14 protein-coding genes, 1 tRNA gene, 3 rRNA genes, 2 pseudogenes and 1 other annotated feature are annotated in these 23,141 nt (G+C 51.9%); of the genes and pseudogenes, 9 read left to right on the forward strand and 11 right to left on the reverse strand.

What is annotated here, in order from left to right:
- Positions 1–49: 49 nt before the first annotated feature.
- From budC to B1H58_RS11710, 4 genes and pseudogenes are all read right to left on the reverse strand, one after another.
- Entirely contained in the window at positions 50–814 is a 765-nt protein-coding gene (budC, locus tag B1H58_RS11700; protein WP_085070487.1) for a meso-2,3-butanediol dehydrogenase, read from the reverse strand.
- 267 nt (positions 815–1,081) lie between these two features.
- Complete coding sequence (gene pheA, locus B1H58_RS11705) at positions 1,082–2,239, reverse strand: bifunctional chorismate mutase/prephenate dehydratase (RefSeq protein ID WP_085070489.1); 1,158 nt, start codon at positions 2,237–2,239, stop codon at positions 1,082–1,084.
- A 23-nt stretch (positions 2,240–2,262) separates the two neighbouring features.
- Positions 2,263–2,389 (reverse strand) — a sequence feature (Phe leader region).
- Complete coding sequence (locus tag B1H58_RS21300; protein ID WP_418304153.1) at positions 2,341–2,385, reverse strand: hypothetical protein; 45 nt, start codon at positions 2,383–2,385, stop codon at positions 2,341–2,343. Its footprint overlaps the feature before it by 45 nt.
- A gap of 147 nt (positions 2,390–2,536) precedes the next feature.
- Positions 2,537–2,989, reverse strand: a pseudogene (locus tag B1H58_RS11710) (tyrosine-type recombinase/integrase); the annotation flags it as partial.
- Between the two features lie 61 nt (positions 2,990–3,050).
- Between B1H58_RS11710 and B1H58_RS11720 the strand changes: the two are divergent.
- Positions 3,051–4,186: pseudogene (locus tag B1H58_RS11720) on the forward strand (IS3 family transposase).
- 257 nt (positions 4,187–4,443) lie between these two features.
- On the opposite strand, the gene B1H58_RS11730 reads toward B1H58_RS11720, so the two are convergent.
- The 4 genes from B1H58_RS11730 to bamD form a co-directional block, all read right to left on the reverse strand.
- A complete protein-coding gene (locus tag B1H58_RS11730) occupies positions 4,444–5,085 on the reverse strand; it encodes a hypothetical protein (RefSeq protein ID WP_085070495.1) in 642 nt (213 codons plus the stop codon).
- A 96-nt stretch (positions 5,086–5,181) separates the two neighbouring features.
- Positions 5,182–5,355, reverse strand: a complete 174-nt coding sequence (locus B1H58_RS20825) for a hypothetical protein (RefSeq protein WP_167373289.1) — start codon at positions 5,353–5,355, stop codon at positions 5,182–5,184.
- A gap of 383 nt (positions 5,356–5,738) precedes the next feature.
- The gene (gene raiA / locus B1H58_RS11740) at positions 5,739–6,074 is read right to left on the reverse strand and encodes a ribosome-associated translation inhibitor RaiA (RefSeq protein ID WP_085070499.1); all 336 of its coding nucleotides are present in this window, start codon (positions 6,072–6,074) and stop codon (positions 5,739–5,741) included.
- Between the two features lie 267 nt (positions 6,075–6,341).
- Positions 6,342–7,073: an outer membrane protein assembly factor BamD gene (gene bamD / locus B1H58_RS11745; RefSeq protein WP_085070501.1), complete on the reverse strand. Its 732-nt coding sequence runs from the start codon at positions 7,071–7,073 to the stop codon at positions 6,342–6,344.
- A 132-nt stretch (positions 7,074–7,205) separates the two neighbouring features.
- Here bamD and rluD point away from each other — a divergent pair, with 132 nt between their 5' ends.
- The 8 genes from rluD to B1H58_RS11785 all read left to right on the forward strand — a co-directional run bounded on the left by rluD (position 7,206) and on the right by B1H58_RS11785 (position 18,634).
- Positions 7,206–8,186: a 23S rRNA pseudouridine(1911/1915/1917) synthase RluD gene (gene rluD, locus B1H58_RS11750; RefSeq protein ID WP_085070503.1), complete on the forward strand. Its 981-nt coding sequence runs from the start codon at positions 7,206–7,208 to the stop codon at positions 8,184–8,186.
- A complete protein-coding gene (gene yfiH, locus B1H58_RS11755; RefSeq protein WP_085070505.1) occupies positions 8,183–8,914 on the forward strand; it encodes a purine nucleoside phosphorylase YfiH in 732 nt (243 codons plus the stop codon). The genes rluD and yfiH overlap by 4 nt, the downstream gene beginning before the upstream one ends.
- Positions 8,915–9,039: 125 nt before the next feature.
- Complete coding sequence (gene clpB, locus B1H58_RS11760; protein ID WP_085070507.1) at positions 9,040–11,613, forward strand: ATP-dependent chaperone ClpB; 2,574 nt, start codon at positions 9,040–9,042, stop codon at positions 11,611–11,613.
- Between the two features lie 437 nt (positions 11,614–12,050).
- A 16S ribosomal RNA gene (locus tag B1H58_RS11765) occupies positions 12,051–13,592 on the forward strand.
- Positions 13,593–13,676: 84 nt separating this feature from the next.
- Positions 13,677–13,752 (forward strand) — tRNA-Glu (locus tag B1H58_RS11770).
- A gap of 191 nt (positions 13,753–13,943) precedes the next feature.
- Positions 13,944–16,849, forward strand: a 23S ribosomal RNA gene (locus B1H58_RS11775).
- Between the two features lie 98 nt (positions 16,850–16,947).
- A 5S ribosomal RNA gene (gene rrf, locus B1H58_RS11780) occupies positions 16,948–17,063 on the forward strand.
- The 16S, 23S and 5S rRNA genes sit together here with 1 tRNA gene alongside, the layout of an rRNA operon.
- Positions 17,064–17,329: 266 nt before the next feature.
- Positions 17,330–18,634 carry an MFS transporter gene (locus B1H58_RS11785; RefSeq protein ID WP_085070509.1) on the forward strand — a complete coding sequence of 435 codons (1,305 nt, stop codon included), beginning with the start codon at positions 17,330–17,332 and terminating at the stop codon, positions 18,632–18,634.
- Between the two features lies 1 nt (position 18,635).
- Here B1H58_RS11785 and B1H58_RS11790 read toward each other — a convergent pair whose 3' ends face one another.
- The 3 genes from B1H58_RS11790 to B1H58_RS11800 form a co-directional block, all read right to left on the reverse strand.
- Positions 18,636–18,956 carry a YfiM family lipoprotein gene (locus B1H58_RS11790; protein ID WP_085070511.1) on the reverse strand — a complete coding sequence of 107 codons (321 nt, stop codon included), beginning with the start codon at positions 18,954–18,956 and terminating at the stop codon, positions 18,636–18,638.
- Between the two features lie 53 nt (positions 18,957–19,009).
- Positions 19,010–20,365, reverse strand: coding sequence for a CDP-diacylglycerol--serine O-phosphatidyltransferase (pssA, locus tag B1H58_RS11795; protein WP_085070513.1), 1,356 nt, complete (start codon positions 20,363–20,365; stop codon positions 19,010–19,012).
- Between the two features lie 105 nt (positions 20,366–20,470).
- Positions 20,471–23,134 (reverse strand): bifunctional acetate--CoA ligase family protein/GNAT family N-acetyltransferase, encoded by a 2,664-nt coding sequence (locus B1H58_RS11800; protein WP_085070515.1) that lies wholly within the window; start codon positions 23,132–23,134, stop codon positions 20,471–20,473.
- Positions 23,135–23,141: the final 7 nt, after the last annotated feature.

Here is a 23,141-nt window from a genome sequence, read left to right on the forward strand (position 1 = left end):
GGTTTAATCCGCGTAAAATGAAAGCCCGTTATAACAACGGGCTTTTTTGTTACGCCTGCGGTGGCTGTCCGTTAGAGGCGGTAATACCGCCGTCAACCGGCAAATTAACGCCAGTGATATAGCGGGCATCGTCACTGGCCAGGAAGGCGATGGCGGCAGCGATATCCTCTGCTGCACCCGGACGACCAAGCGCAATACGCTCGTTAAACTTCGCCATCAGCTGGGCATTGTTCAGCATCTCTTCGGTCATATCCGTGATGGTCAGGCCCGGACAGATGGCATTGACCCGTACGCCATCTTTACCGTAATCCATCGCCAGGGCGCGCGTGAAGTTAGTAATAGCGCCTTTCGCAGCATTATAGATACTCATACCCCAGTCGCCGCCCAGTCCGGACACGGAAGAGATGTTGATAACGTTGCCGCCGCTTTCCAGCAGCATTGGCATGAAAGCGCGAGTACAGTAGAAAACGCCATCAAGGTCGGTAGACATTACCTTTTTCCAGTCTTCATCGCTGGCTTGATGAATTTTTCCTGATGCATTCACACCGGCATTATTGATCAATACATCCGCGTGACCGTAATGCTCGCGTACCTGTTCTGTCAGGGCCTCTACATCTTCCCGTTTCGACACGTCGGCAACAACAACCAGATGATCGCCCGCTTTAAGCGTGGCAAAGGTATTATTCAGTTTTTCCCGGGTACGTCCTGTCAGCACCACACTTGCGCCTTCTTCCGCAAAGCGTTTGGCGCTTGCCGCACCAATACCTGAGCCTGCACCGGTAACCACAACGACTTTGTTACTGAAGCGATCCATTTTGCCTCCTTGTTACTGACAACTCGCTAATCCCGATGATTAGCAGCCTGTTAAGCCTGGCATAAGACCCTGGTCAGTCAGCAAGGAAAATAAAAATATAGGATAACTTATTGTTTATAAAGCTATTTTAAGTTTTAGTAAATGTGAATGGCAGCGTTGTATCACAGGAAGGGGATAACAAACATAATGGCGCATTTTAAATGGTCGCGAAACCATGGTGGATAAAGCCGGACGAATGCTTTCGTCCGGCTACAATCGGCAGAATTATTACGGTTCGACCGGCACAATATTCTCGCCGGGGTAGCAGCCTAATACCTTTAACGAACGAGTAATGGCACGCAGCTCCTGTAGCGCCTGCTGCATCTCATTTGTACGTAGATTGCCCTGTACATCCAGATAGAACATCTCTTCCCACGGATTGCCGTTGATAGGGCGCGACTCCAGTTTGCTCATGATAAGGTTGTGCTGGCGCAGTACCAGGAGCGCCTCAACCAGCGCGCCGGATTGCTGGCCGGTGGCCATAATCAGGGTGGTTTTCGCTGGCACCTGTTCAGAAACATCAACGGACTTACGTGCCAGAACAATAAAGCGGGTAATATTCTGTTGCTGATTCGCCAGATGACGTTCCAGTACCTGCAAATGATAAAGCTCACCGCCCGCCTCGCTGCCTAATGCGGCGACTTTTGGTGAGTTGAGCGCAGCGACTTTCTCCATCGCTGCCGCAGTGCTTTCGGTATATTCAATTTTCCAGTGCGGGAAACGGTTTATAAACTGGCTGCACTGCTGGAATGGCTGGGGATGACTGTAAACCGTTTCGATCTGCTGTAGATCGGTCGAGCCGGTTACCAGAACACAGTGATCGATAGGCACCGTCATCTCACCGACAATCGACAGGCTGGTTTGCTGCAGGAGATCGTAAACTTCATTAATTGAGCCAGAGCTGGTGTTCTCAATCGGCAATACGGCGTAATCCGCCTGACCGCTTTCGACTTCCTGAATAATATCCTGGAATTTTTGACAGCCGCTCTCAATCACATTTTCAAAGTGGCGTGCGCCATATTTACGCGCCGCCAGATGAGAGTAAGAGCCTTTGGGACCAAGGAAAGCAATACGCGCTGATTGTTGATTGGTTTGGTTGAGGTGCTTTTGCAGCAGCGCCTGCTGGGTAAGAACGGAATCTTCGATAATCAGCTGAAACAGACGCGTAATAAAATGGGCATCCAGTTGATGGCTTTTGCCAAGCGTAATTAAGCGCTCTAGCAGATCGCGCTCACGATCGATATCGCGCACCGGACGATGCGTAGCCATTTTAGCTTTAGCCACTTCAATTGCCAGCGTTCGTCTTTCAGCGAGCAAACCCAGCAAATTTTCATCGATGGCGCTGATTTTATCGCGCAAGGCCAATAGCGGATTTTCCGGTTTCATAGCTTTACCTGTCAGATGTCCATAATAAAAAAGCCTCCCGGTGTGGGAGGCTTTATTGTTCGTCTTCGCTTTCTTTTTCCTGCGACGAAACGCCTCCCAAATCAGGGGAAGGTAAAAAAGAAAGCGAAGAAAAACGAAAATTTCATCATATAACCTGCTGCTGTGGATGATGTTAAAGTAACCGTAGCCTTTTGCTACTGTCAATAAAAAACGCGCCCGCAGGCGCGTTTAATAATCCTGTCAGACAAGACGCTCAACGTAAAATCAATAGGTTACGAGCGCCTATTAGTGCCTAATTCACCCTAAAATGACCTGGTCGGTGGACATTATGTGGACGCGCCCACGCATAGGGCTAAAGCGTATGGCATCGGTCAAATAGTCGGGTGCAAAGTGTGCATACACCATTGTCTGTTCAATTTTCGTATGCCCCAAAATCCTTTGCAGCGTGATTATGTTGCCGCCATTAATCATGAAGTGGGTTGCAAAAGTGTGGCGGAAAACATGAACTGCCTGACCTTTTGGAAGGTCCGGTTTAATTTTGCGCAATACCTTGCGTACGCGATCATAACTTGTATCGAACAGCTTCTCGGATTTTCTCGTCAGAATGTAATCGGCAACTTCCTGCGATATTGGAACGGTTCGCGCTGGTCCTGTTTTTGTCTTCACAAAGTTAACTCTGTTCTTGATCACGTTCCTGCCATCCAGCTTACTGGCCTCTCTCCATCTTGCCCCTGTGTTGAGACTAAGAACGATGGACTGTCCCCACCCCGGTAGACGATCCTGCCCTATAGTTTGAGCATAGGAGGAGCGTATGGGCACACCACGATTTACACCTGAATTTAAGGAAGAAGCCGTCCGTCAGTTAACGGAACGCGGTTATTCCGTTGCCGAAGTATCTGACCGTCTGGGCGTTTCCGCACACAGTCTCTATAAGTGGTTACGGGCTATCAAGCCTGATAACAGCGAACAGCATGCCCGGGATTTACTGGAAGCCAAAAGCGAGATCCTGAAACTACGGGCGCAGCTAAAACGCACCGAAGAAGAACGGGATATCCTGAAAAAGGCCGCGCGGTACTTTGCAAGGGAGCCCGACTGAAGTACCGTTTTATCAATGAACACCGCACTGTATGGGGTGTGATGACGATGTGTCGGGTACTGAATGTCGCCCGGGCCGGGTTCTACGCGTGGCTGCACAACCCGATCTCGGCGCGTGATAAAGATAACCAGCGTCTGCTGATGCTTATCCGTGACTTATATTCACTGAGCGGAGGCGTATACGGTTACCGGCGGGTTCATGGCGATCTGAACGAAATCGGGGAAACTTGCGGCAAAAACCGGGTGGGTCGTATTATGCAACTGAACCGGATCAAAGCCGTGCGCGGCTATAAGGCACCACGCCGTATCGCCGGCAGAGCTTCCGTTGTTGCCCCTAATCGCGTGCAGCGGCAGTTTACTGTTACCCGGGCCAATCAGGTCTGAGTCACCGATATTACTTATATCCGCACCTGGCAGGGATGGTTGTATCTGGCGGTGGTTATCGATCTCTTCGCCCGTAACGTGGTTGGCTGGTCGATGAAGCCCACTCTCTCACGCGAACTGGCGCTGGACGCATTGATGATGGCCGTATGGCGTCGAAAACCGGATGGCGGGGTTATCGTACATAGCGATCAGGGCAGCCAGTACGGCAGCGACGACTGGCAACGGTTCTGTCGGGCCAATAATCTGGCACCCAGTATGAGCCGGCGTGGCAGCTGCCGGGATAATGCGGTGGCCGAATCGTTCTTCAGTTCACTGAAAAAAGAACGGATCAGGAAAAGAATATACAAAACCCGGGATCTGGCCCGGGCCGATATCTTCGATTACATTGAAGTGTTCTACAACCGGGCCCGACGTCACAGTCATCTCGGTGGCGTCAGTCCGGAGGCCTTCGAACAGGCCTTGTCGTGAGGACAGAATTTGTCTACTGTCGTGGGGTCAGTCCAGCCTGGTAAATTATCGTTCGTCAAATATTTTAATAATAGCCATTCTGTATATAAAATAACCTGGAATTATGAGTGCGAACGATGATATTCCCCATATATAACGGGATTCATCAATTGAAAAGAAGAAAAACCATATACAAAATAAAAGACCAGCAGAGGCAATTCCCATACCTAAACCGCGTAAAATTCTAGAAATTATTAACCTTATTATATCTTGCGTGTTCATAATCCACCAAAAAAGTATTTACAGACTTCATTAAATGCATTTCGGTTTATATCTGCCATGCTGCAAGCGTCAAGAAATGGTTTGACTTTATCTTCGACCAGAAAATAGAATAAATCTAAATCACCCATGCTTCTCAGTTTGTAATATAAAGCAGGATGCTGGTTTTCAAGTTTTCGGGCTGTATAGATAGCCCTGGAGGTTTCAGCGCCAATTGTCATCACGCTTCCTATTACCAACCCAGCAGCAAATGACGCCATTATACGTGAGGATATGGCAGCACCTAGTTTTATTCCTGTTAACTCAGCGAAGATAAACTTTCCAGCCATTACACCAGTAAAGTTTTTTGCAATCCCCTGAACGTTGTCCATGTTAACTTTAGTGATAAAATCGTTTATAATGGCATTGACGAGTCTTTGAACCTCTTGGTTCACAGACATCCCTCGTTTTAGCAAATTTGCCATTCTTACCCGATCGTCAAAGTTAGAATTGCGATTAGCTGTATCTAAAAAATCATGACCGAGATAATACATGCTAACTGGAAAAGTTAACATGCCGTGAGCAACTGAAGCTAATAAGCCTGTATCATCAATCTCCAGACTTTTTAACATTCTTTTTGCCAGTTTTTTGGCGCTGTCCATATTATGTATCCCTACTCATTATAATGTTGATATAAATATATATTTAAGACCAAAAAATTAACACTATACGTTCATTAAGTTAGATTGATGTGTAAGTTATTCACTACTCTGCTTATGATTGACTACAACTGAGGCCAGTTTCTCAATCAAACGCTCGCATGCTTCAACATCTTTAAGATTCCGTAGCTTAACTTTTGCCGTTTGAGGCAAATCGTCACGCGTACAAAGGTTTAGTTCGATCTCAACATCCTTTCTGTCCAATAATCCCATAATAACCTCCGCTAACTTTCTTGCCTGAGTGGCCACTTCAAATATAAGGTTAAGTCTATCCGGTGCCTTAGAAAGGCAAATCACATTGCCTACCTCGAAACCGTAACCGTAAAAAAATCTTTCATATCTGCCGACAGCTCGGGGGGCATACGATATGTACGCCCCCCAGGATGGACTGGTGCAGGGGTTTGCCGGTTAGTTCTTGAATGAAAAGCTCCAACGGAAAAACCCCGATAAACGGGGTTTTTTATTGTGATGTGGTCGATATGTAGATATTGGTTGAAATAATTCCTTTTATTTCAATGTTCTACAAGGGAATTAAACGCGCCCGCAGGCGCGTTGTATCGTTAATTGCACCCGGATAAACAGGGGCGCATCAGAATTTATACTTCATCATCAACTGGCGTTAAGCCTTTCACACTGGCAGCGGCGCGACGCGCTTCGCCTTTATGCTGAACTTTGTTTAGCTGGCGTTCCAGTTTACTGATGAGCTCATTGATAGCGGCATACATATCTTCATGGGTTGCGCTGGCGACCAGCGGGCCATTAGGCGTGTTGATTGTTGCATCAGCAACATATTCCTTTGGCGCTTTTGAAAGAACGATATGCGGATTGATTAAATGAGTTTGCCACTTTTCGAGCTTGGAGAGACGGTCTTCGACATGCTGGCGGATAGCCGGGGTGATTTCCATTTGTTTGCTGGTAATGTTCACAATCATCATGTTTACCTCTCTGTCATTGCCGTCGTAGTAAGTGTAGCATACCGGGAAGATAAGGGATTTTTGTGATGAAAATCACATTAAGATGTCACTTTTTGTCAAGGAAATGAAATCTGTGAGGGGGTACGGTAAATGTGCTGAAACCCCTTGTAGAACCCCTTGTCACAGGGCAAACTCAGAGAGTTAACAGCAGGGAATAAAGACAAATCTGCTGTTTTTGTAAACAAAAAAGCAGCCTGCAGGCTGCTTTTTTGCTGTGCGGCTTAATCAGGCCTGATTTGCAGCGATAAGCTTAGCGACTTTGTCTGCCTGCGCATTCAGTTGCAGCTTGCGATAGGCATTTTCCATTAACGGCAGCGCAGTGCGCGTCGCCTGGGTATCCGGATAATCTTTCAGCATTTGCTCAACGCGATTGACTACCGCGACATAGGCTTCGCGTTTCGTGTAGAATTGCGCCACGGAAAGCTCATATTTTGCCAGACGATTTTTCAGATAGACTAAGCGCTGGCGCGCATCGGTGGCATACTGGCTGTTCGGCCAGCTACGCAACAGCTGAGAAAAGTCGCGGAAGGCCGCGCGCGCATGTTCAGGATCGCGATCGGAGCGATCGATACCGAAGAAGCCTTGCAGAGCGGAATCGTCTAACGCCATATCCGTCAGGCCCTTCATATACAGAACATAATCGATGTTCGGATGTGTCGGGTTCAGGCGCATAAAGCGATCGATAGCAGCCTGGGCCATCGGCAGGTCAGCGTTTTTATAGTAGGCGTAGATCAGATCCAGCTGAACTTGTTGGGCGTAAGGGCCAAATGGATAACGGTTATCCAGTGCTTCCAGTTGCGTTATTGCGCCTTTAAAGTTACCGTCCTGCAGTTTTTGCTGAGCCGTTGCATAAAGCTCAGAAGGCGGACTGTCAGGCACTTGATCCTTAGAGCTTGAACAACCCGCAAGAGCCAGGCTCAACGTGGCTGCAGCCACCAGATATTTCATACGCGTCATGACGATTTGATTATCCTCAGAGTGTGTTATTGCGGAAGCTGTCCATTAAGCTCCCGATAGTGACCAGGTACGATAGCACATTATATTAAACGGCATCGCCGTGAAAACCCAACGTTAACGAAGAAGCTGTTTATGGCACAACAAGTAAAACTCACCGCAACGGTCTCCGAATCGCAACTCGGACAACGCTTAGATCAGTCTTTGGCGGAATTGTTCCCTGATTATTCGCGTTCGCGCATAAAAGAATGGATTCTCGATCGTCGTGTGAGCGTCAACGGTAACATCGTTGATACGCCGAAGGAAAAAGTATTGGGCGGCGAAGCCGTGGCAATCGAGGCGGAAATTGAAGAAGAAGCACGCTGGGAAGCGCAAAATATTCCCCTGGATATCGTCTATGAAGATGAACATATTCTGGTTATTAACAAGCCGCGCGATCTGGTAGTGCATCCGGGCGCGGGGAATCCGGACGGTACCGTCCTGAATGCGCTGTTGCATCACTATCCGGCCATTGTTGACGTACCGCGTGCGGGCATCGTCCACCGTCTTGATAAAGATACCACCGGCCTGATGGTCGTGGCGAAAACTGTCCCGGCGCAAACGCACCTGGTTGAATCGCTGCAGCTGCGTGAAATTACCCGTGAATATGAGGCAGTTGCCATCGGCAATATGACTGCCGGCGGCGTTGTTGATGAACCCATTAGTCGTCATTCAACCAAGCGTACCCATATGGCCGTTCATCCGATGGGAAAACATGCGGTAACGCACTATCGGGTTATGGAGCATTTCCGGGCCCATACGCGTCTGCGTCTGCGTCTGGAAACTGGCCGTACTCACCAGATTCGTGTGCATATGTCGCACATTAACCATCCGCTGGTGGGCGATCCGCTGTATGGCGGTCGTCCGCGTCCGCCGAAAGGCGCTTCAGATGCGTTTATCGCAACGTTACGCGGCTTTGATCGCCAGGCGCTACATGCCACCATGCTGCGCCTTTATCATCCGGTAACCGGTATTGAGATGGAATGGCATGCGCCACTACCACAGGATATGGTCGATCTGATCGATGCGCTGAAAGCCGATACGGAAGCATTTAAGGATCAGCTGGACTGGCTATGAACGATCTGATTGTTCCTGACTGGCCAGCACCAGCAACAGTACGCGCCTGCAGCACTACGCGTGCCGGTGGCGTCAGCGTGGCGCCTTGGGATTCGCTTAACCTGGGCGATCACGTTGGTGACCAGCCTGCAGCGGTGCAGGCTAACCGGCAACGCCTGGTTGATATGGCCGATTTACCTGCGATGCCCTGGTGGCTGGAGCAGGTTCATGGCACCGAGGTTGTTCGCCTTGATGGAAGGCAGCCAGCCACGCGTCGCGCTGATGCAGTCTGGAGCAATCAGGCCGGAACGGTTTGCGCGGTGATGACAGCCGACTGCCTGCCGGTTCTCTTCTGTTCTTTTGATGGTAAAGAAGTCGCGGCAGCCCATGCGGGCTGGCGTGGGCTCTGCGCTGGGGTTCTGGAAAATACGCTTCGTCAGTTTTCCGCTCCGCCTGAGGAGATTCACGTCTGGATGGGGCCGGCAATAGGGCCAGAAGCCTTTGAAGTCGGCCCTGAGGTCAGAGCCGCCTTTATGGCTCATGATCCGGCGGCAGCTGGCGCTTTTCGTGCTGCTGGCGATAAATTTTATGCCGATCTGTGGCAGCTGGCGCGTCAGCGTCTGGCAGCGCAGGGCGTAGCCTCTGTTAGCGGGGGTGGACGCTGCACCTGGCATGATTCTGCTCATTTTTTCTCCTGGCGACGCAGCGGTACTACCGGACGTATGGCAAGTTTGATCTGGCTGATATAACCTTACGCCACAAGACGATCCAGGGTGCGCTTTTTTTCACCGTAATACAGATCAAAGACCTTGAAAATCTGAGGCCAGGCCTCATCTCATCTCCAGTAGCATTTTGACCTGTATTGGGAGGAATCATGCGTCTGGATCGTCTTACTAATAAATTCCAGCTTGCGCTCGCCGATGCTCAATCCCTCGCCCTTGGGCGCGATAACCAATTCATTGAACCTCTTCACTTGATGAGCGCTTTGCTCAATCAGGAAGGCGGCACTGTGCGTCCTTTACTGGCGACCGCAGGGGTGGATGTAGGTGGATTACGTAACGGTGTCGAGCAGGCTATCAGCCGTCTGCCACAGGTAGAAGGTACTGACGGCGACGTCCAGCCTTCCGCCGATCTGGTGCGGGTACTTAACCTGTGCGACAAGCTGGCGCAGAAGCGCGGCGACAACTTTATTTCATCAGAGTTATTTGTTCTGGCTGCGCTTGATTCGCGCGGTTCGCTGGCGGATTTAATGAAATCCGCAGGGGCGACAAGCGACAAGCTAACAAAAGCCATTGAACAAATGCGTGGGGGAGAAGGCGTGAACGATCAGGGAGCCGAAGACCAGCGCCAGGCATTAAAAAAATACACTATCGATCTTACCGAGCGTGCGGAGCAGGGCAAACTTGATCCGGTGATTGGCCGTGATGAAGAGATCCGCCGTACTATCCAGGTATTGCAACGGCGCACCAAAAATAACCCGGTGCTGATTGGTGAACCTGGCGTTGGTAAAACTGCCATTGTTGAAGGACTGGCGCAGCGTATCGTTAATGGTGAAGTGCCGGAGGGGCTGAAAGGCCGTCGGGTACTGGCGTTGGATATGGGATCGCTGGTGGCTGGCGCTAAGTATCGCGGAGAGTTTGAAGAGCGTCTAAAAGGGGTGCTGAACGATCTCTCTAAGCAGGAAGGCAACGTTATTCTGTTTATCGATGAGCTGCATACTATGGTCGGCGCCGGGAAAGCGGATGGCGCTATGGATGCGGGCAACATGCTGAAGCCTGCGCTGGCGCGCGGGGAGCTGCACTGCGTTGGCGCAACCACGCTTGACGAGTATCGGCAGTATATTGAAAAGGATGCCGCGCTGGAGCGTCGTTTTCAGAAAGTCTTCGTGGCGCAGCCGAGCGTTGAAGATACCATCGCTATTCTGCGTGGTCTGAAAGAGCGTTATGAGCTGCATCACCATGTACAGATCACCGATCCCGCTATCGTCGCTGCTGCCACGCTGTCACATCGTTATATCGCCGATCGCCAGTTGCCAGATAAGGCAATCGACCTGATTGATGAGGCCGCTTCCAGTATCCGTTTGCAAATCGATTCCAAGCCAGAAGCGCTGGATCGTCTGGAGCGTCGCGTTATCCAACTGAAACTGGAGCAACAGGCGCTGAAGAAAGAGTCGGATGAGGCCAGCATCAAACGTCTGGAAATGCTGGAAGACGAACTCAATCAGAAAGAGCGCGAATACGCTGAGCTGGAAGAGGAGTGGAAAGCGGAAAAAGCGTCGCTCTCAGGCACCCAGAACATTAAAGCAGAGCTGGAGCAGGCGAAAATTGCGCTGGAACAGGCGCGTCGTTCCGGCGATCTCGGGCGTATGTCTGAACTGCAATATGGCAAAATCCCTGAGCTGGAAAAACAGCTCGCGGCAGCCACGCAGTCAGAAGGCAAAACCATGCGCTTACTGCGTAACCGGGTAACGGACGTTGAGATTGCAGATGTACTGGCGCGTTGGACCGGTATTCCGGTTGCGCGGATGATGGAAGGCGAACGCGAAAAACTGCTGCGCATGGAGCAAGATCTGCATCAGCGGGTCATCGGGCAGAATGAAGCAGTAGAAGCGGTTTCTAATGCAATACGCCGTAGCCGTGCTGGTTTATCCGATCCGAACCGCCCGATTGGTTCATTTCTGTTCCTGGGACCGACCGGGGTCGGTAAAACCGAACTGTGCAAAGCGCTGGCTAATTTCCTGTTCGACAGCGACGACGCGATGGTGCGTATTGATATGTCGGAGTTTATGGAGAAGCATTCGGTGTCGCGGCTGGTGGGGGCACCTCCGGGCTACGTAGGATATGAGGAAGGGGGATATCTTACCGAGGCCGTACGGCGTCGCCCTTATTCTGTGATCCTGTTGGATGAAGTAGAAAAGGCGCATCCTGACGTCTTCAATATTCTGTTGCAGGTGTTAGATGACGGCCGCCTGACGGATGGGCAGGGACGTACCGTCGATTTCCGCAATACCGTAGTGATTATGACCTCTAACCTGGGGTCCGATCTGATTCAGGAACGTTTTGGCGAGCTGGACTATAGCGCAATGAAGGATGTAGTGATGTCGGTAGTGAGTCATCATTTCCGTCCTGAGTTTATTAACCGTATTGATGAGGTTGTGGTGTTCCATCCGCTGGGTGAAAAACATATCGCCTCTATTGCTAAGATCCAGCTGCAACGGCTGTACAAGCGTCTGGAAGAGCGCGGCTTTACGGTAAATATGTCTGAAGAGGCATTAAAACTGCTGGGGCAGAATGGGTATGACCCGGTATATGGCGCTCGTCCATTGAAACGTGCGATTCAGCAGCAGGTAGAAAACCCGCTGGCACAGCAAATATTGTCTGGAAAACTGGTTCCGGGCAAAGCGATAGATATAGATGTACAGGATGGCATTATTACAGCACGTCAATAAATCATGTAAAAATGGGCCGAAAGGCCCATTTTTGTCTCTGTGAAGTACTTTTTTGCATGGTTTGTAGGCATTGTGCGTGAAATGTGAACGGTTGAATTTATTTTTGCAATTAGCGCTTGCGGGGTCTCAAGAACTCCCTATAATGCGCCTCCATCGACACGGCACAACGGCTTACGCCACGCGGTGTTGAGCGGTTCAGTAAGATGAATCGCCGGAGAAAAACTTCTGAAAAAAGGGGTTGACTCTGAAAGAGGAAAGCGTAATATACGCCACCTCGCGACAACGGCACGAAGCGCCGGTCGCACTGCTCTTTAACAATTTATCAGACAATCTGTGTGGGCACTCACGGACGGGATATCGCAAAAATAATTGCAGTATCAAGTCTCAGAGTGAACACGTAATTCATTACGACGTTTTTCTTTGAGCATCAGACTTTTAAATTGAAGAGTTTGATCATGGCTCAGATTGAACGCTGGCGGCAGGCCTAACACATGCAAGTCGAACGGTAACAGGGAGCAGCTTGCTGCTCCGCTGACGAGTGGCGGACGGGTGAGTAATGTCTGGGGATCTGCCCGATGGAGGGGGATAACCACTGGAAACGGTGGCTAATACCGCATAACGTCGCAAGACCAAAGTGGGGGACCTTCGGGCCTCACACCATCGGATGAACCCAGATGGGATTAGCTAGTAGGTGGGGTAACGGCTCACCTAGGCGACGATCCCTAGCTGGTCTGAGAGGATGACCAGCCACACTGGAACTGAGACACGGTCCAGACTCCTACGGGAGGCAGCAGTGGGGAATATTGCACAATGGGCGCAAGCCTGATGCAGCCATGCCGCGTGTATGAAGAAGGCCTTCGGGTTGTAAAGTACTTTCAGCGGGGAGGAAGGGAGCGAGGTTAATAACCTGGTTCATTGACGTTACCCGCAGAAGAAGCACCGGCTAACTCCGTGCCAGCAGCCGCGGTAATACGGAGGGTGCAAGCGTTAATCGGAATTACTGGGCGTAAAGCGCACGCAGGCGGTCTGTCAAGTCGGATGTGAAATCCCCGGGCTCAACCCGGGAACTGCATTCGAAACTGGCAGGCTAGAGTCTTGTAGAGGGGGGTAGAATTCCAGGTGTAGCGGTGAAATGCGTAGAGATCTGGAGGAATACCGGTGGCGAAGGCGGCCCCCTGGACAAAGACTGACGCTCAGGTGCGAAAGCGTGGGGAGCAAACAGGATTAGATACCCTGGTAGTCCACGCCGTAAACGATGTCGACTTGGAGGCTGTGAGCTTGACTCGTGGCTTCCGGAGCTAACGCGTTAAGTCGACCGCCTGGGGAGTACGGCCGCAAGGTTAAAACTCAAATGAATTGACGGGGGCCCGCACAAGCGGTGGAGCATGTGGTTTAATTCGATGCAACGCGAAGAACCTTACCTGGCCTTGACATCCACGGAATTCTGCAGAGATGCGGAAGTGCCTTCGGGAACCGTGAGACAGGTGCTGCATGGCTGTCGTCAGCTCGTGTTGTGAAATGTTGGGTTAAGTCCCGCAACGAGCGCAACCCTTATCCTTTGTTGCCAGCGATTCGGTCGGGAACTCAAGGGAGACTGCCGGTGATAAACCGGAGGAAGGTGGGGATGACGTCAAGTCATCATGGCCCTTACGGCCAGGGCTACACACGTGCTACAATGGCGCATACAAAGAGAAGCGACCTCGCGAGAGCAAGCGGACCTCATAAAGTGCGTCGTAGTCCGGATCGGAGTCTGCAACTCGACTCCGTGAAGTCGGAATCGCTAGTAATCGTGGATCAGAATGCCACGGTGAATACGTTCCCGGGCCTTGTACACACCGCCCGTCACACCATGGGAGTGGGTTGCAAAAGAAGTAGGTAGCTTAACCTTCGGGAGGGCGCTTACCACTTTGTGATTCATGACTGGGGTGAAGTCGTAACAAGGTAACCGTAGGGGAACCTGCGGTTGGATCACCTCCTTACCATGCTGAATCCCGGCCGTGAAGTGCTCACACAGATTGTCTGATGAAATGTACGAGCAAGGCGTCTTGCGAAGCAGACTCAGTGTCCCCTTCGTCTAGAGGCCCAGGACACCGCCCTTTCACGGCGGTAACAGGGGTTCGAATCCCCTAGGGGACGCCACTTGCTGGTCTGTGAGTGAAAGTCACCTGCCAAATTATCTTAAAACTGACTTACGAGTCGGCTTTAAGATATTGCTCTTTAACAATCCGGAAACAAGCTGAAAATTGAAAACGGAACAACTTTAATCCAGTTGTTCACGATTCTCTCAATTCTCGCACTCACGAGTGTCGCAAGACGCTTGCGGGTTGTGAGGTTAAGCGAATAAGCGTACACGGTGGATGCCCTGGCAGTCAGAGGCGATGAAGGGCGTGCTAATCTGCGATAAGCGCCGGTAAGGTGATATGAACCGCTATTAACCGGCGATACCCGAATGGGGAAACCCAGTGCAATCCGTTGCACTATCATGCCATGAATACATAGTGGCATGAGGCGAACCGGGGGAACTGAAACATCTAAGTACCCCGAGGAAAAGAAATCAACCGAGATTCCCTGAGTAGCGGCGAGCGAACGGGGAACAGCCCAGAGCCTGAATCAGCATGTGTGTCAGTGGAAGCGTCTGGAAAGGCGCACGGTACAGGGTGACAGTCCCGTACACGAAGATGCATGTGCTGTGAGCTCGATGAGTAGGGCGGGACACGTGGTATCCTGTCTGAATATGGGGGGACCATCCTCCAAGGCTAAATACTCCTGACTGACCGATAGTGAACCAGTACCGTGAGGGAAAGGCGAAAAGAACCCCGGCGAGGGGAGTGAAACAGAACCTGAAACCGTGTACGTACAAGCAGTGGGAGCCTCTTTATGGGGTGACTGCGTACCTTTTGTATAATGGGTCAGCGACTTATATTCTGTAGCAAGGTTAACCGTATAGGGGAGCCGTAGGGAAACCGAGTCTTAACCGGGCGTTAAGTTGCAGGGTATAGACCCGAAACCCGGTGATCTAGCCATGGGCAGGTTGAAGGTTGGGTAACACTAACTGGAGGACCGAACCGACTAATGTTGAAAAATTAGCGGATGACCTGTGGCTGGGGGTGAAAGGCCAATCAAACCGGGAGATAGCTGGTTCTCCCCGAAAGCTATTTAGGTAGCGCCTCGTGAACTCATCTCCGGGGGTAGAGCACTGTTTCGGCTAGGGGGCCATCCCGGCTTACCAACCCGATGCAAACTGCGAATACCGGAGAATGTTATCACGGGAGACACACGGCGGGTGCTAACGTCCGTCGTGAAGAGGGAAACAACCCAGACCGCCAGCTAAGGTCCCAAAGTCATGGTTAAGTGGGAAACGATGTGGGAAGGCCCAGACAGCCAGGATGTTGGCTTAGAAGCAGCCATCATTTAAAGAAAGCGTAATAGCTCACTGGTCGAGTCGGCCTGCGCGGAAGATGTAACGGGGCTAAACCATGCACCGAAGCTGCGGCAGCGACACGTAAGTGTTGTTGGGTAGGGGAGCGTTCTGTAAGCCGCTGAAGGTGGACTGTGAGGTCTGCTGGAGGTATCAGAAGTGCGAATGCTGACATAAGTAACGATAAAGCGGGTGAAAAGCCCGCTCGCCGGAAGACCAAGGGTTCCTGTCCAACGTTAATCGGGGCAGGGTGAGTCGACCCCTAAGGCGAGGCCGAAAGGCGTAGTCGATGGGAAACGGGTTAATATTCCCGTACTCGGTGTTACTGCGAAGGGGGGACGGAGAAGGCTATGTTGGCCGGGCGACGGTTGTCCCGGTTTAAGCGTGTAGGCTGACTTTCCAGGCAAATCCGGAAAGTTAAGGCTGAGGCGTGATGACGAGGCACTACGGTGCTGAAGCAACAAATGCCCTGCTTCCAGGAAAAGCCTCTAAGCATCAGGTAACAACGAATCGTACCCCAAACCGACACAGGTGGTCAGGTAGAGAATACCAAGGCGCTTGAGAGAACTCGGGTGAAGGAACTAGGCAAAATGGTGCCGTAACTTCGGGAGAAGGCACGCTGGCACGTAGGTGGAGGGACTTGCTCCCCGAGCCGAAGCCAGTCGAAGATACCAGCTGGCTGCAACTGTTTATTAAAAACACAGCACTGTGCAAACACGAAAGTGGACGTATACGGTGTGACGCCTGCCCGGTGCCGGAAGGTTAATTGATGGGGTTAAGGGCAACCTGAAGCTCCTGATCGAAGCCCCGGTAAACGGCGGCCGTAACTATAACGGTCCTAAGGTAGCGAAATTCCTTGTCGGGTAAGTTCCGACCTGCACGAATGGCGTAATGATGGCCAGGCTGTCTCCACCCGAGACTCAGTGAAATTGAACTCGCTGTGAAGATGCAGTGTACCCGCGGCAAGACGGAAAGACCCCGTGAACCTTTACTACAGCTTGACACTGAACATTGAGCCTTGATGTGCAGGATAGGTGGGAGGCAGTGAAGTGCGGACGCCAGTTCGCACGGAGCCATCCTTGAAATACCACCCTTTAATGTTTGATGTTCTAACCTGGCGCCGTAATCCGGCGTGGGGACAGTGTCTGGTGGGTAGTTTGACTGGGGCGGTCTCCTCCCAAAGTGTAACGGAGGAGTACGAAGGTCAGCTAATCACGGTCGGACATCGTGAGGTTAGTGCAATGGCATAAGCTGGCTTGACTGCGAGAGTGACGGTTCGAGCAGGTGCGAAAGCAGGTCATAGTGATCCGGTGGTTCTGAATGGAAGGGCCATCGCTCAACGGATAAAAGGTACTCCGGGGATAACAGGCTGATACCGCCCAAGAGTTCATATCGACGGCGGTGTTTGGCACCTCGATGTCGGCTCATCACATCCTGGGGCTGAAGTAGGTCCCAAGGGTATGGCTGTTCGCCATTTAAAGTGGTACGCGAGCTGGGTTTAGAACGTCGTGAGACAGTTCGGTCCCTATCTGCCGTGGGCGCTGGAAGACTGAGAGGGGTTGCTCCTAGTACGAGAGGACCGGAGTGAACGCACCGCTGGTGTTCGGGTTGTCATGCCAATGGCACTGCCCGGTAGCTAAGTGCGGAAGAGATAAGTGCTGAAAGCATCTAAGCACGAAACTTGCCTCGAGATGAGTCTTCCCTGGGGCCCTGAGCCCCCTGAAGGGACGTTGAAGACGACGACGTTGATAGGCCGGGTGTGTAAGCGCAGCGATGCGTTGAGCTAACCGGTACTAATGACCCGTGAGGCTTAACCTTACAACGCCGGAAGCGTTTTGGGGAACTGAGAGTATTTTCAGCCTTGTTGACGGATACGCGTGCGTGGCCCTTTGGGCGGCGTGCGGAAACAGAATTTGCCTGGCGGCAAGAGCGCGGTGGTCCCACCTGACCCCATGCCGAACTCAGAAGTGAAACGCCGCAGCGCCGATGGTAGTGTGGGGCCTCCCCATGCGAGAGTAGGGAACTGCCAGGCATCAAAACAACGACGGAGCCTCAGCGAAAGCTGAGGCTTTTTCGTATCTGCAGTTTACCGCCACTCCGCGACTTTCCGCTGCTTTTCATTACTATAGTTTCGAAAATTACCTGTTTCCTTTACTATTTCAGCCTGGCGGGAAGCTGTAGTATTCGCCACTTCACAAAACCGATCCTTTAAAACAAAACATTTTATTAACATCGCGCTTTAATGCTTTACTGTTTTTTTAGCCTTTTAGGCAGCAAGGAACCACAGTGAGGCACAATATGGCTGATGTTATAACCACCAGTAAGCAAACCGAAGAGCTCGCAGCGGGATCCCACAAAGCTCGTATTCGCGCAATCATCGGTGCATCGTCAGGCAATCTTGTCGAATGGTTTGATTTCTACGTTTACTCTTTTTGCTCCCTCTATTTCGCGCATATTTTTTTCCCAACGGGAAACCCCACCACGCAACTTGTACAAACCGCCGGTGTTTTCGCTGCGGGTTTTTTAATGCGTCCGATTGGGGGATGGCTTTTTGGCTGGATTGGCGATCGTCATGGACGTAAAACCTCCATGCTGATCTCTGTCTGCATGATGTGTTTCGGCTCCCTGGTTATCGCCTGTTTACCTGGCTATGCCACCTTAGGAGTCTGGGCACCAATACTGCTGCTGCTGGCACGTCTGTTTCAGGGATTATCGGTAGGTGGAGAATATGGCACCAGCGCGACCTATATGAGCGAGGTTGCGATAGAAGGGCGCAAGGGTTATTACGCATCCTTTCAGTACGTTACCCTGATCGGTGGCCAGCTGCTGGCACTGCTTACCGTGGTGATATTACAGCATGTGCTGGAACCGGAAGCGCTGCGTAGTTGGGGATGGCGTATTCCTTTTGCGCTGGGGGCGGTGCTGGCGATCGTTGCGCTCTTTCTGCGGCGTTCGCTAAACGAAACAACCAGTGATAAAACCCGACAGCATCAGGATGCCGGTCGGCTACGGGGTTTATGGAAACATCGGCGCGCTTTTTTAATGGTACTGGGTTTTACCGCTGGCGGATCCCTGAGTTTCTACACCTTCACCACTTATATGCAAAAGTACCTGGTCAATACCGCCGGTATGGATGCCAAAAGCGCCAGTGCATTGATGACCCTGGCGCTGTTTATTTTTATGCTTATTCAGCCGCTGATGGGCGCGTTATCCGACCGAATCGGGCGTCGTAACTCCATGCTGATGTTTGGTGCCGGTGCGACGCTGTGCACGGTGCCGATCCTGACACTGCTTCAGAATAGCGAAAGCAACTGGCTGATATTTATATTGGTTATGCTGGCGCTCCTGATCACCAGCTTTTACACCTCTATCAGTGGGATAGTTAAAGCAGAGATGTTTCCACCGGAAGTACGCGCGCTGGGTGTTGGTCTTTCATATGCGGTGGCGAATGCTATTTTTGGCGGCTCGGCGGAATATGTCGCGCTGTCGCTCAAGGCTGCGGGAAATGAGACCTTGTTTTTTTGGTATGTTTCGGGGATGGGCGCGCTGGCGTTGCTGGTATCGCTGATGCTGCACCGTAAAGGGCAGGGCATGAAACTCTAAGTTACTGACCTGCATTCCACAGCGCAAAACCGGCCGCTGCGCCGGCAATATCCCAGCTCAGGTCCTTCCAGCTCCAGCCGCTTCCTTCCGGGCGGCTGTCATAAAATTCTTTAGCCGCGCCAAGACTAAAGGCAAACATCAATCCGAAACTGTTGCTGTGATGCTGCGACCAGTTTTGCTGCTGCCCATATTCGTTGCCAGCGGCAGAGAGAAACGCAGAACCAATAAAATGCTGGACTTTATCCTGACCAGTCCAGCGATCCTGCGCCATATGGCTACATCCCGTACAGCATAAACATATCAAGATCGTTGCTATTTTCATCGCCGCTCCTGGATCAGAAAGAGACATTAAGGCGGGATATAACATCCTGTGGTTTACAGAATACGGCTTATCAGTCGGTCAATTCTGATACGGCGCAGTCGTCTGATTAGTTTGCGTACTTTTACCGGATAGTCGGCAATACTGTCGAGATCGCGGAAATGTTTGACCACGCTGGTATGCTGGCGAATCAGCGACAGCTCACGCTCGCGCTGCTCCGCCAGCTGCTGTAGAGGATCATGGATCAACACCGCATTTTCCAGATCCAGGCGCCAGGCGCGCGGGTTAAGGTTGTTGCCGGTAATCAGCATCCACTCTTCGTCCACCCACATTCCCTTGAGGTGATAGCTGTTTTCACCATCTTTCCACAGGCGCACGGTCAGCTGACCATTACTCACGTAGTATTGCAGCCTGCTCAGGAAACGTCGCAGATTAATCTCGTACAAATAGGGCAGCGCGCCGATAATTTTAAACGGTTGATCTTCGGGAATATAAAAATCATTTGCCGTTTTATCGCCAACGATAATTTCCACTTCTTTCCCCTGACGCAACAGCCAGATAATATTGCGCACCAGAATCGCCGGCAAATTGAAATAAGGCGTACAGAGCGTCAGCTTATGTTCCGTACAGGGCATCAAATGATAGATGGTTTTATTCAGCAGGCTACGCTTTCCCAGCCCAACCAGCGGCGTTACCGCCAGCTCTTCGTTACCGGCATTCGGGGTAAAAATGTAATCAAAACCGCGCAGATCCTGGCGGAACTGGCGGGTTTCATTTTTGATTTCCGGGCTTTTGGGCCGCTCATGACGATCGAGCCGATGGACTGCGACCGCGTTTTTCAGGTTGCGATCGATCCATTCAAACATGGTATTAGCTAACTGCGGATTACGAATCAGCTGATAGCGATCGTAGCGATATTTGTCATGTTGGTGCAGATAGACGTCATTGATGCTGGCACCGCTGTAGAGCAGCGTATCGTCAATAATAAAGCCTTTCAGATGCAGCACGCCCAACGCTTCCCGGGTATTAACCGGGATCCCGTATACCGGAATAGCGATATCCGGATGCTGGCTGGCCATATCGCAATACCAGTCGGCGTTCGTCACGCCTTTAGCATCGCCGATACGGCCACGCTGTGCCCGATGCCAGTCAACCAGAACACTGATATCCAGTTCCGGGCGTGCGCGTCTGGCAGCGTAAAGCGCGGACAGGACGGTGCGTCCGGCATCATCATTTTCCAGATAGAGCGCGACAACGCAGATGCGCTTTGTTGCACTGGCGATTTTTTCCAGCAGCGTAGCGCGGAACTCGGATGGCGAGTAAAGCGTGGTTACATCAGCAACTGACTGAGACAGTTTGGGCAGCTGTGCAAGGTGTTGTTGGTGTTTATTGCGCTTAAATTTGGACAACATCACAGTGCGCTTCTTCTCTATTCATTGAGTGGTCTTCTGCCATAACATCATGGTTCTAACCGACAATATTAACATTAACACGACGCAAAGGGCGATCTTCACAAGTTAATGTTGCTCGCCAGCGTGAGTAAGAGGCAGATGCAGACTAACAATACCATCCTCCAGCTGCACATCTACGCTGAATCCCAGCTTTTTCGCCAGGGTAATCATGCCCTGGTTATTAGGCATGGTAATACCATTTAACTGCAACAGGCCATGACTACGGGTATAAGCCAGCATTTTTTCCAGCAGGCGTCTGCCAAGCCCCAGGCCTTTTAAATCCGAGCGTACCAAGATAGAAAACTCCGCATCGATATTGTCCGCATCAGAAATGGCCCGGGTAACGCCGATAATTGCCTTCTCACCCTGCTGTTCGCGCACGGCAACAAAAGCCATTTCTCGATCGTAGTCGATTTGCGTCATATTGGCTAAATCCTCATGGGTAAACTCATTGATCTCGCTAAAGTAGCGATAGTAAAGATCTTCTTTGGTTACCTGAGCAATAAAGCGCTGCAGCAACGGCTCATCTTCCGGCAGGATAGGACGGAGCAGACAACGCTCACCATTTTTCATGGTGATCCACTCTTCCAGGGTATGCGGATAAGGGCGAATAGCGAGCCGTGATTCATTGACGCCATTAAATCTGGCCAGCGTCAGGGTGACATCCAGCAGGGTAAACTCATCACCAGCGGCCAGGAGAGGATGTATATCAAGCCGCTGGATCTCCGGGCAATCTACGATCAGGTTAGAAACCTGTACCAGTACCTGGCTTAACGCCGCGATATCCAGCGGACGCAGCGCGCTGCGTCCGCGGATCTTACCGCTCTTAATCGCCTGAATAACCAGATAGCGCGCCAGAGTCATATTAAGCGGCGGCAGCGCCACAGAGGCGTGCCGATCCGCCCGCCACTCTACGCCCCCTTCGCCCAGCATAATCACCGGGCCGAACAGCGGATCCTGTTCAACCACGATCCGCAGTTCCTGAGCTCCGGCGCGATTTGCCATGCTCTGTACCAGTAACCCATGAATCCTTGCCTGCGGCCAGGCCAGCTTAACCCGATCGATAATGGCTTCGGCCCCCTGCTGAACCTCACCTGGAGTGCGCAGATAAAGCATCACGCCCTGAACATCAGATTTATGAGGAATATCCGGCGACCGCAGCTTCAGCGCGACGGGGTAACCGATTTGACCGGCAATATGCACGGCTTCAGCGCTGTCGCCTGCGATCCAGGTAGGCAGCGTGGTCAGGCCATAAGCCTGTAAAATTGCCTGCACCTCATGTGTGTCGAGCTGCGTCGCTCCTTCGTCTAATGCCTGTTGAATCAGCTGATGAGCGTAAGCGGTATCCTGTTTCAGCGTTGCCGGCAGGGCGGGCGTTTCCCGCAGCTGCTTTTGGTTGCGCCGATACTCGACCATATGCATAAAGGCGGTTACCGTGCCTTCGGGCGTACGATAGGTGGGGATTGCCGCATCGCTGAACGCCCGACGCGCTTCCAGTGAAGAGTATTCGCCGCACCAGTTGGTCAATAGCGTCAGGCTTTTGCCGCGCGGGTGCTGTTTAATCAGCTCTATCAGCCGAAGTGCGGTTTCGGTAGCGGGCGCGACAGCGCTGGGAGCATGAATAATCATCAGCGCATCCAGCTCATGACAGTCAAGCAGGGCGGCAACCGCCTGCAGATAGCGTTCCGGCGTGGCATCATCTTTCAAATCGAGCGGATTATCCGGGACGATTTCCACAGGAAGCTGAGCGCGTAGCGTTGCCTGCGTCGCGTCATCAAGCTGGGCCAGTTTGCCGCTGCGCAGCTGTAACGCATCCAGCGCCAGCGCAGCGGGTGCCGCACCATTGCTGACGATCATTAACCGCTCGCCGCGCAGCGGACGCATATGACTTAAGGTTTCCACCGCTGAGAACAGCTCATGCGTATCCTGCACCCGCAGCAGACCCGCTCGCTGAATAGCCGCATCCCAGGCGGCGTCCAGCCCGGCATGCGTTTTCAGTAACGCCTGCGCCTGCGGGCTACGGCCACTTTTAATCACCAGAATGGGTTTATTGCGCGAGGCGCTACGGGCGGCGGAAACAAACCGGCGCGCATCGCTGAGATGCTCCAGATAAAGCAGAATTGCGCTGGTTTTGCCGTCACGCGCCAGGAAGTCGAGCAGATCGTCAATATCGGTATCCAGGCTATCACCCAGGGCGATAAACCAGGAGAAGCCGAGCTGTCGCTGCTGCGCCCAGTCAAGAATGGTATTGGAAACGGCCGCCGACTGGGAAACAAAGGCCAGCTTGCCTTTTAAGATGGGAACCGGGGAGAAACTGGCATTCAGTCCCTGCCACGGGGCAAGCAGACCAAGACTGTTGGGGCCAAGCAGCCGAATTTGCCAGCGGCTGGCACAGGCTTTCAGTTCCGGCAGCTGGCTTTCCGGGGCGGAAAGAATAATACAGGCTTTACAGCCTTTTTCACCCAGCTGCTGTAGCAGAGCAAGATTACGGCTGGCATTGGTACAGATCACCGCCAGCTCAGGCGCAAAGGGCAAACTGGCAACATCTGGCCAGGCGAGCACACCCGATACAGCCTTATATTTTGGCGTAACGGGCAGAACCGGGCCGCTAAAACCGCCGGCCAGCAGGTTACGCATCATCAGATAACCTGCCCGCCCGGGTTTTATTGAGGCACCAATAACGGCAATAGATTTAGGGCGTAACAGCGCTTCCAGTCCACGTTGACTCATTTCCTGT

The sequence above is a fragment of the Pantoea alhagi genome, assembly GCF_002101395.1.
GTDB lineage: Bacteria > Pseudomonadota > Gammaproteobacteria > Enterobacterales > Enterobacteriaceae > Mixta > Mixta alhagi.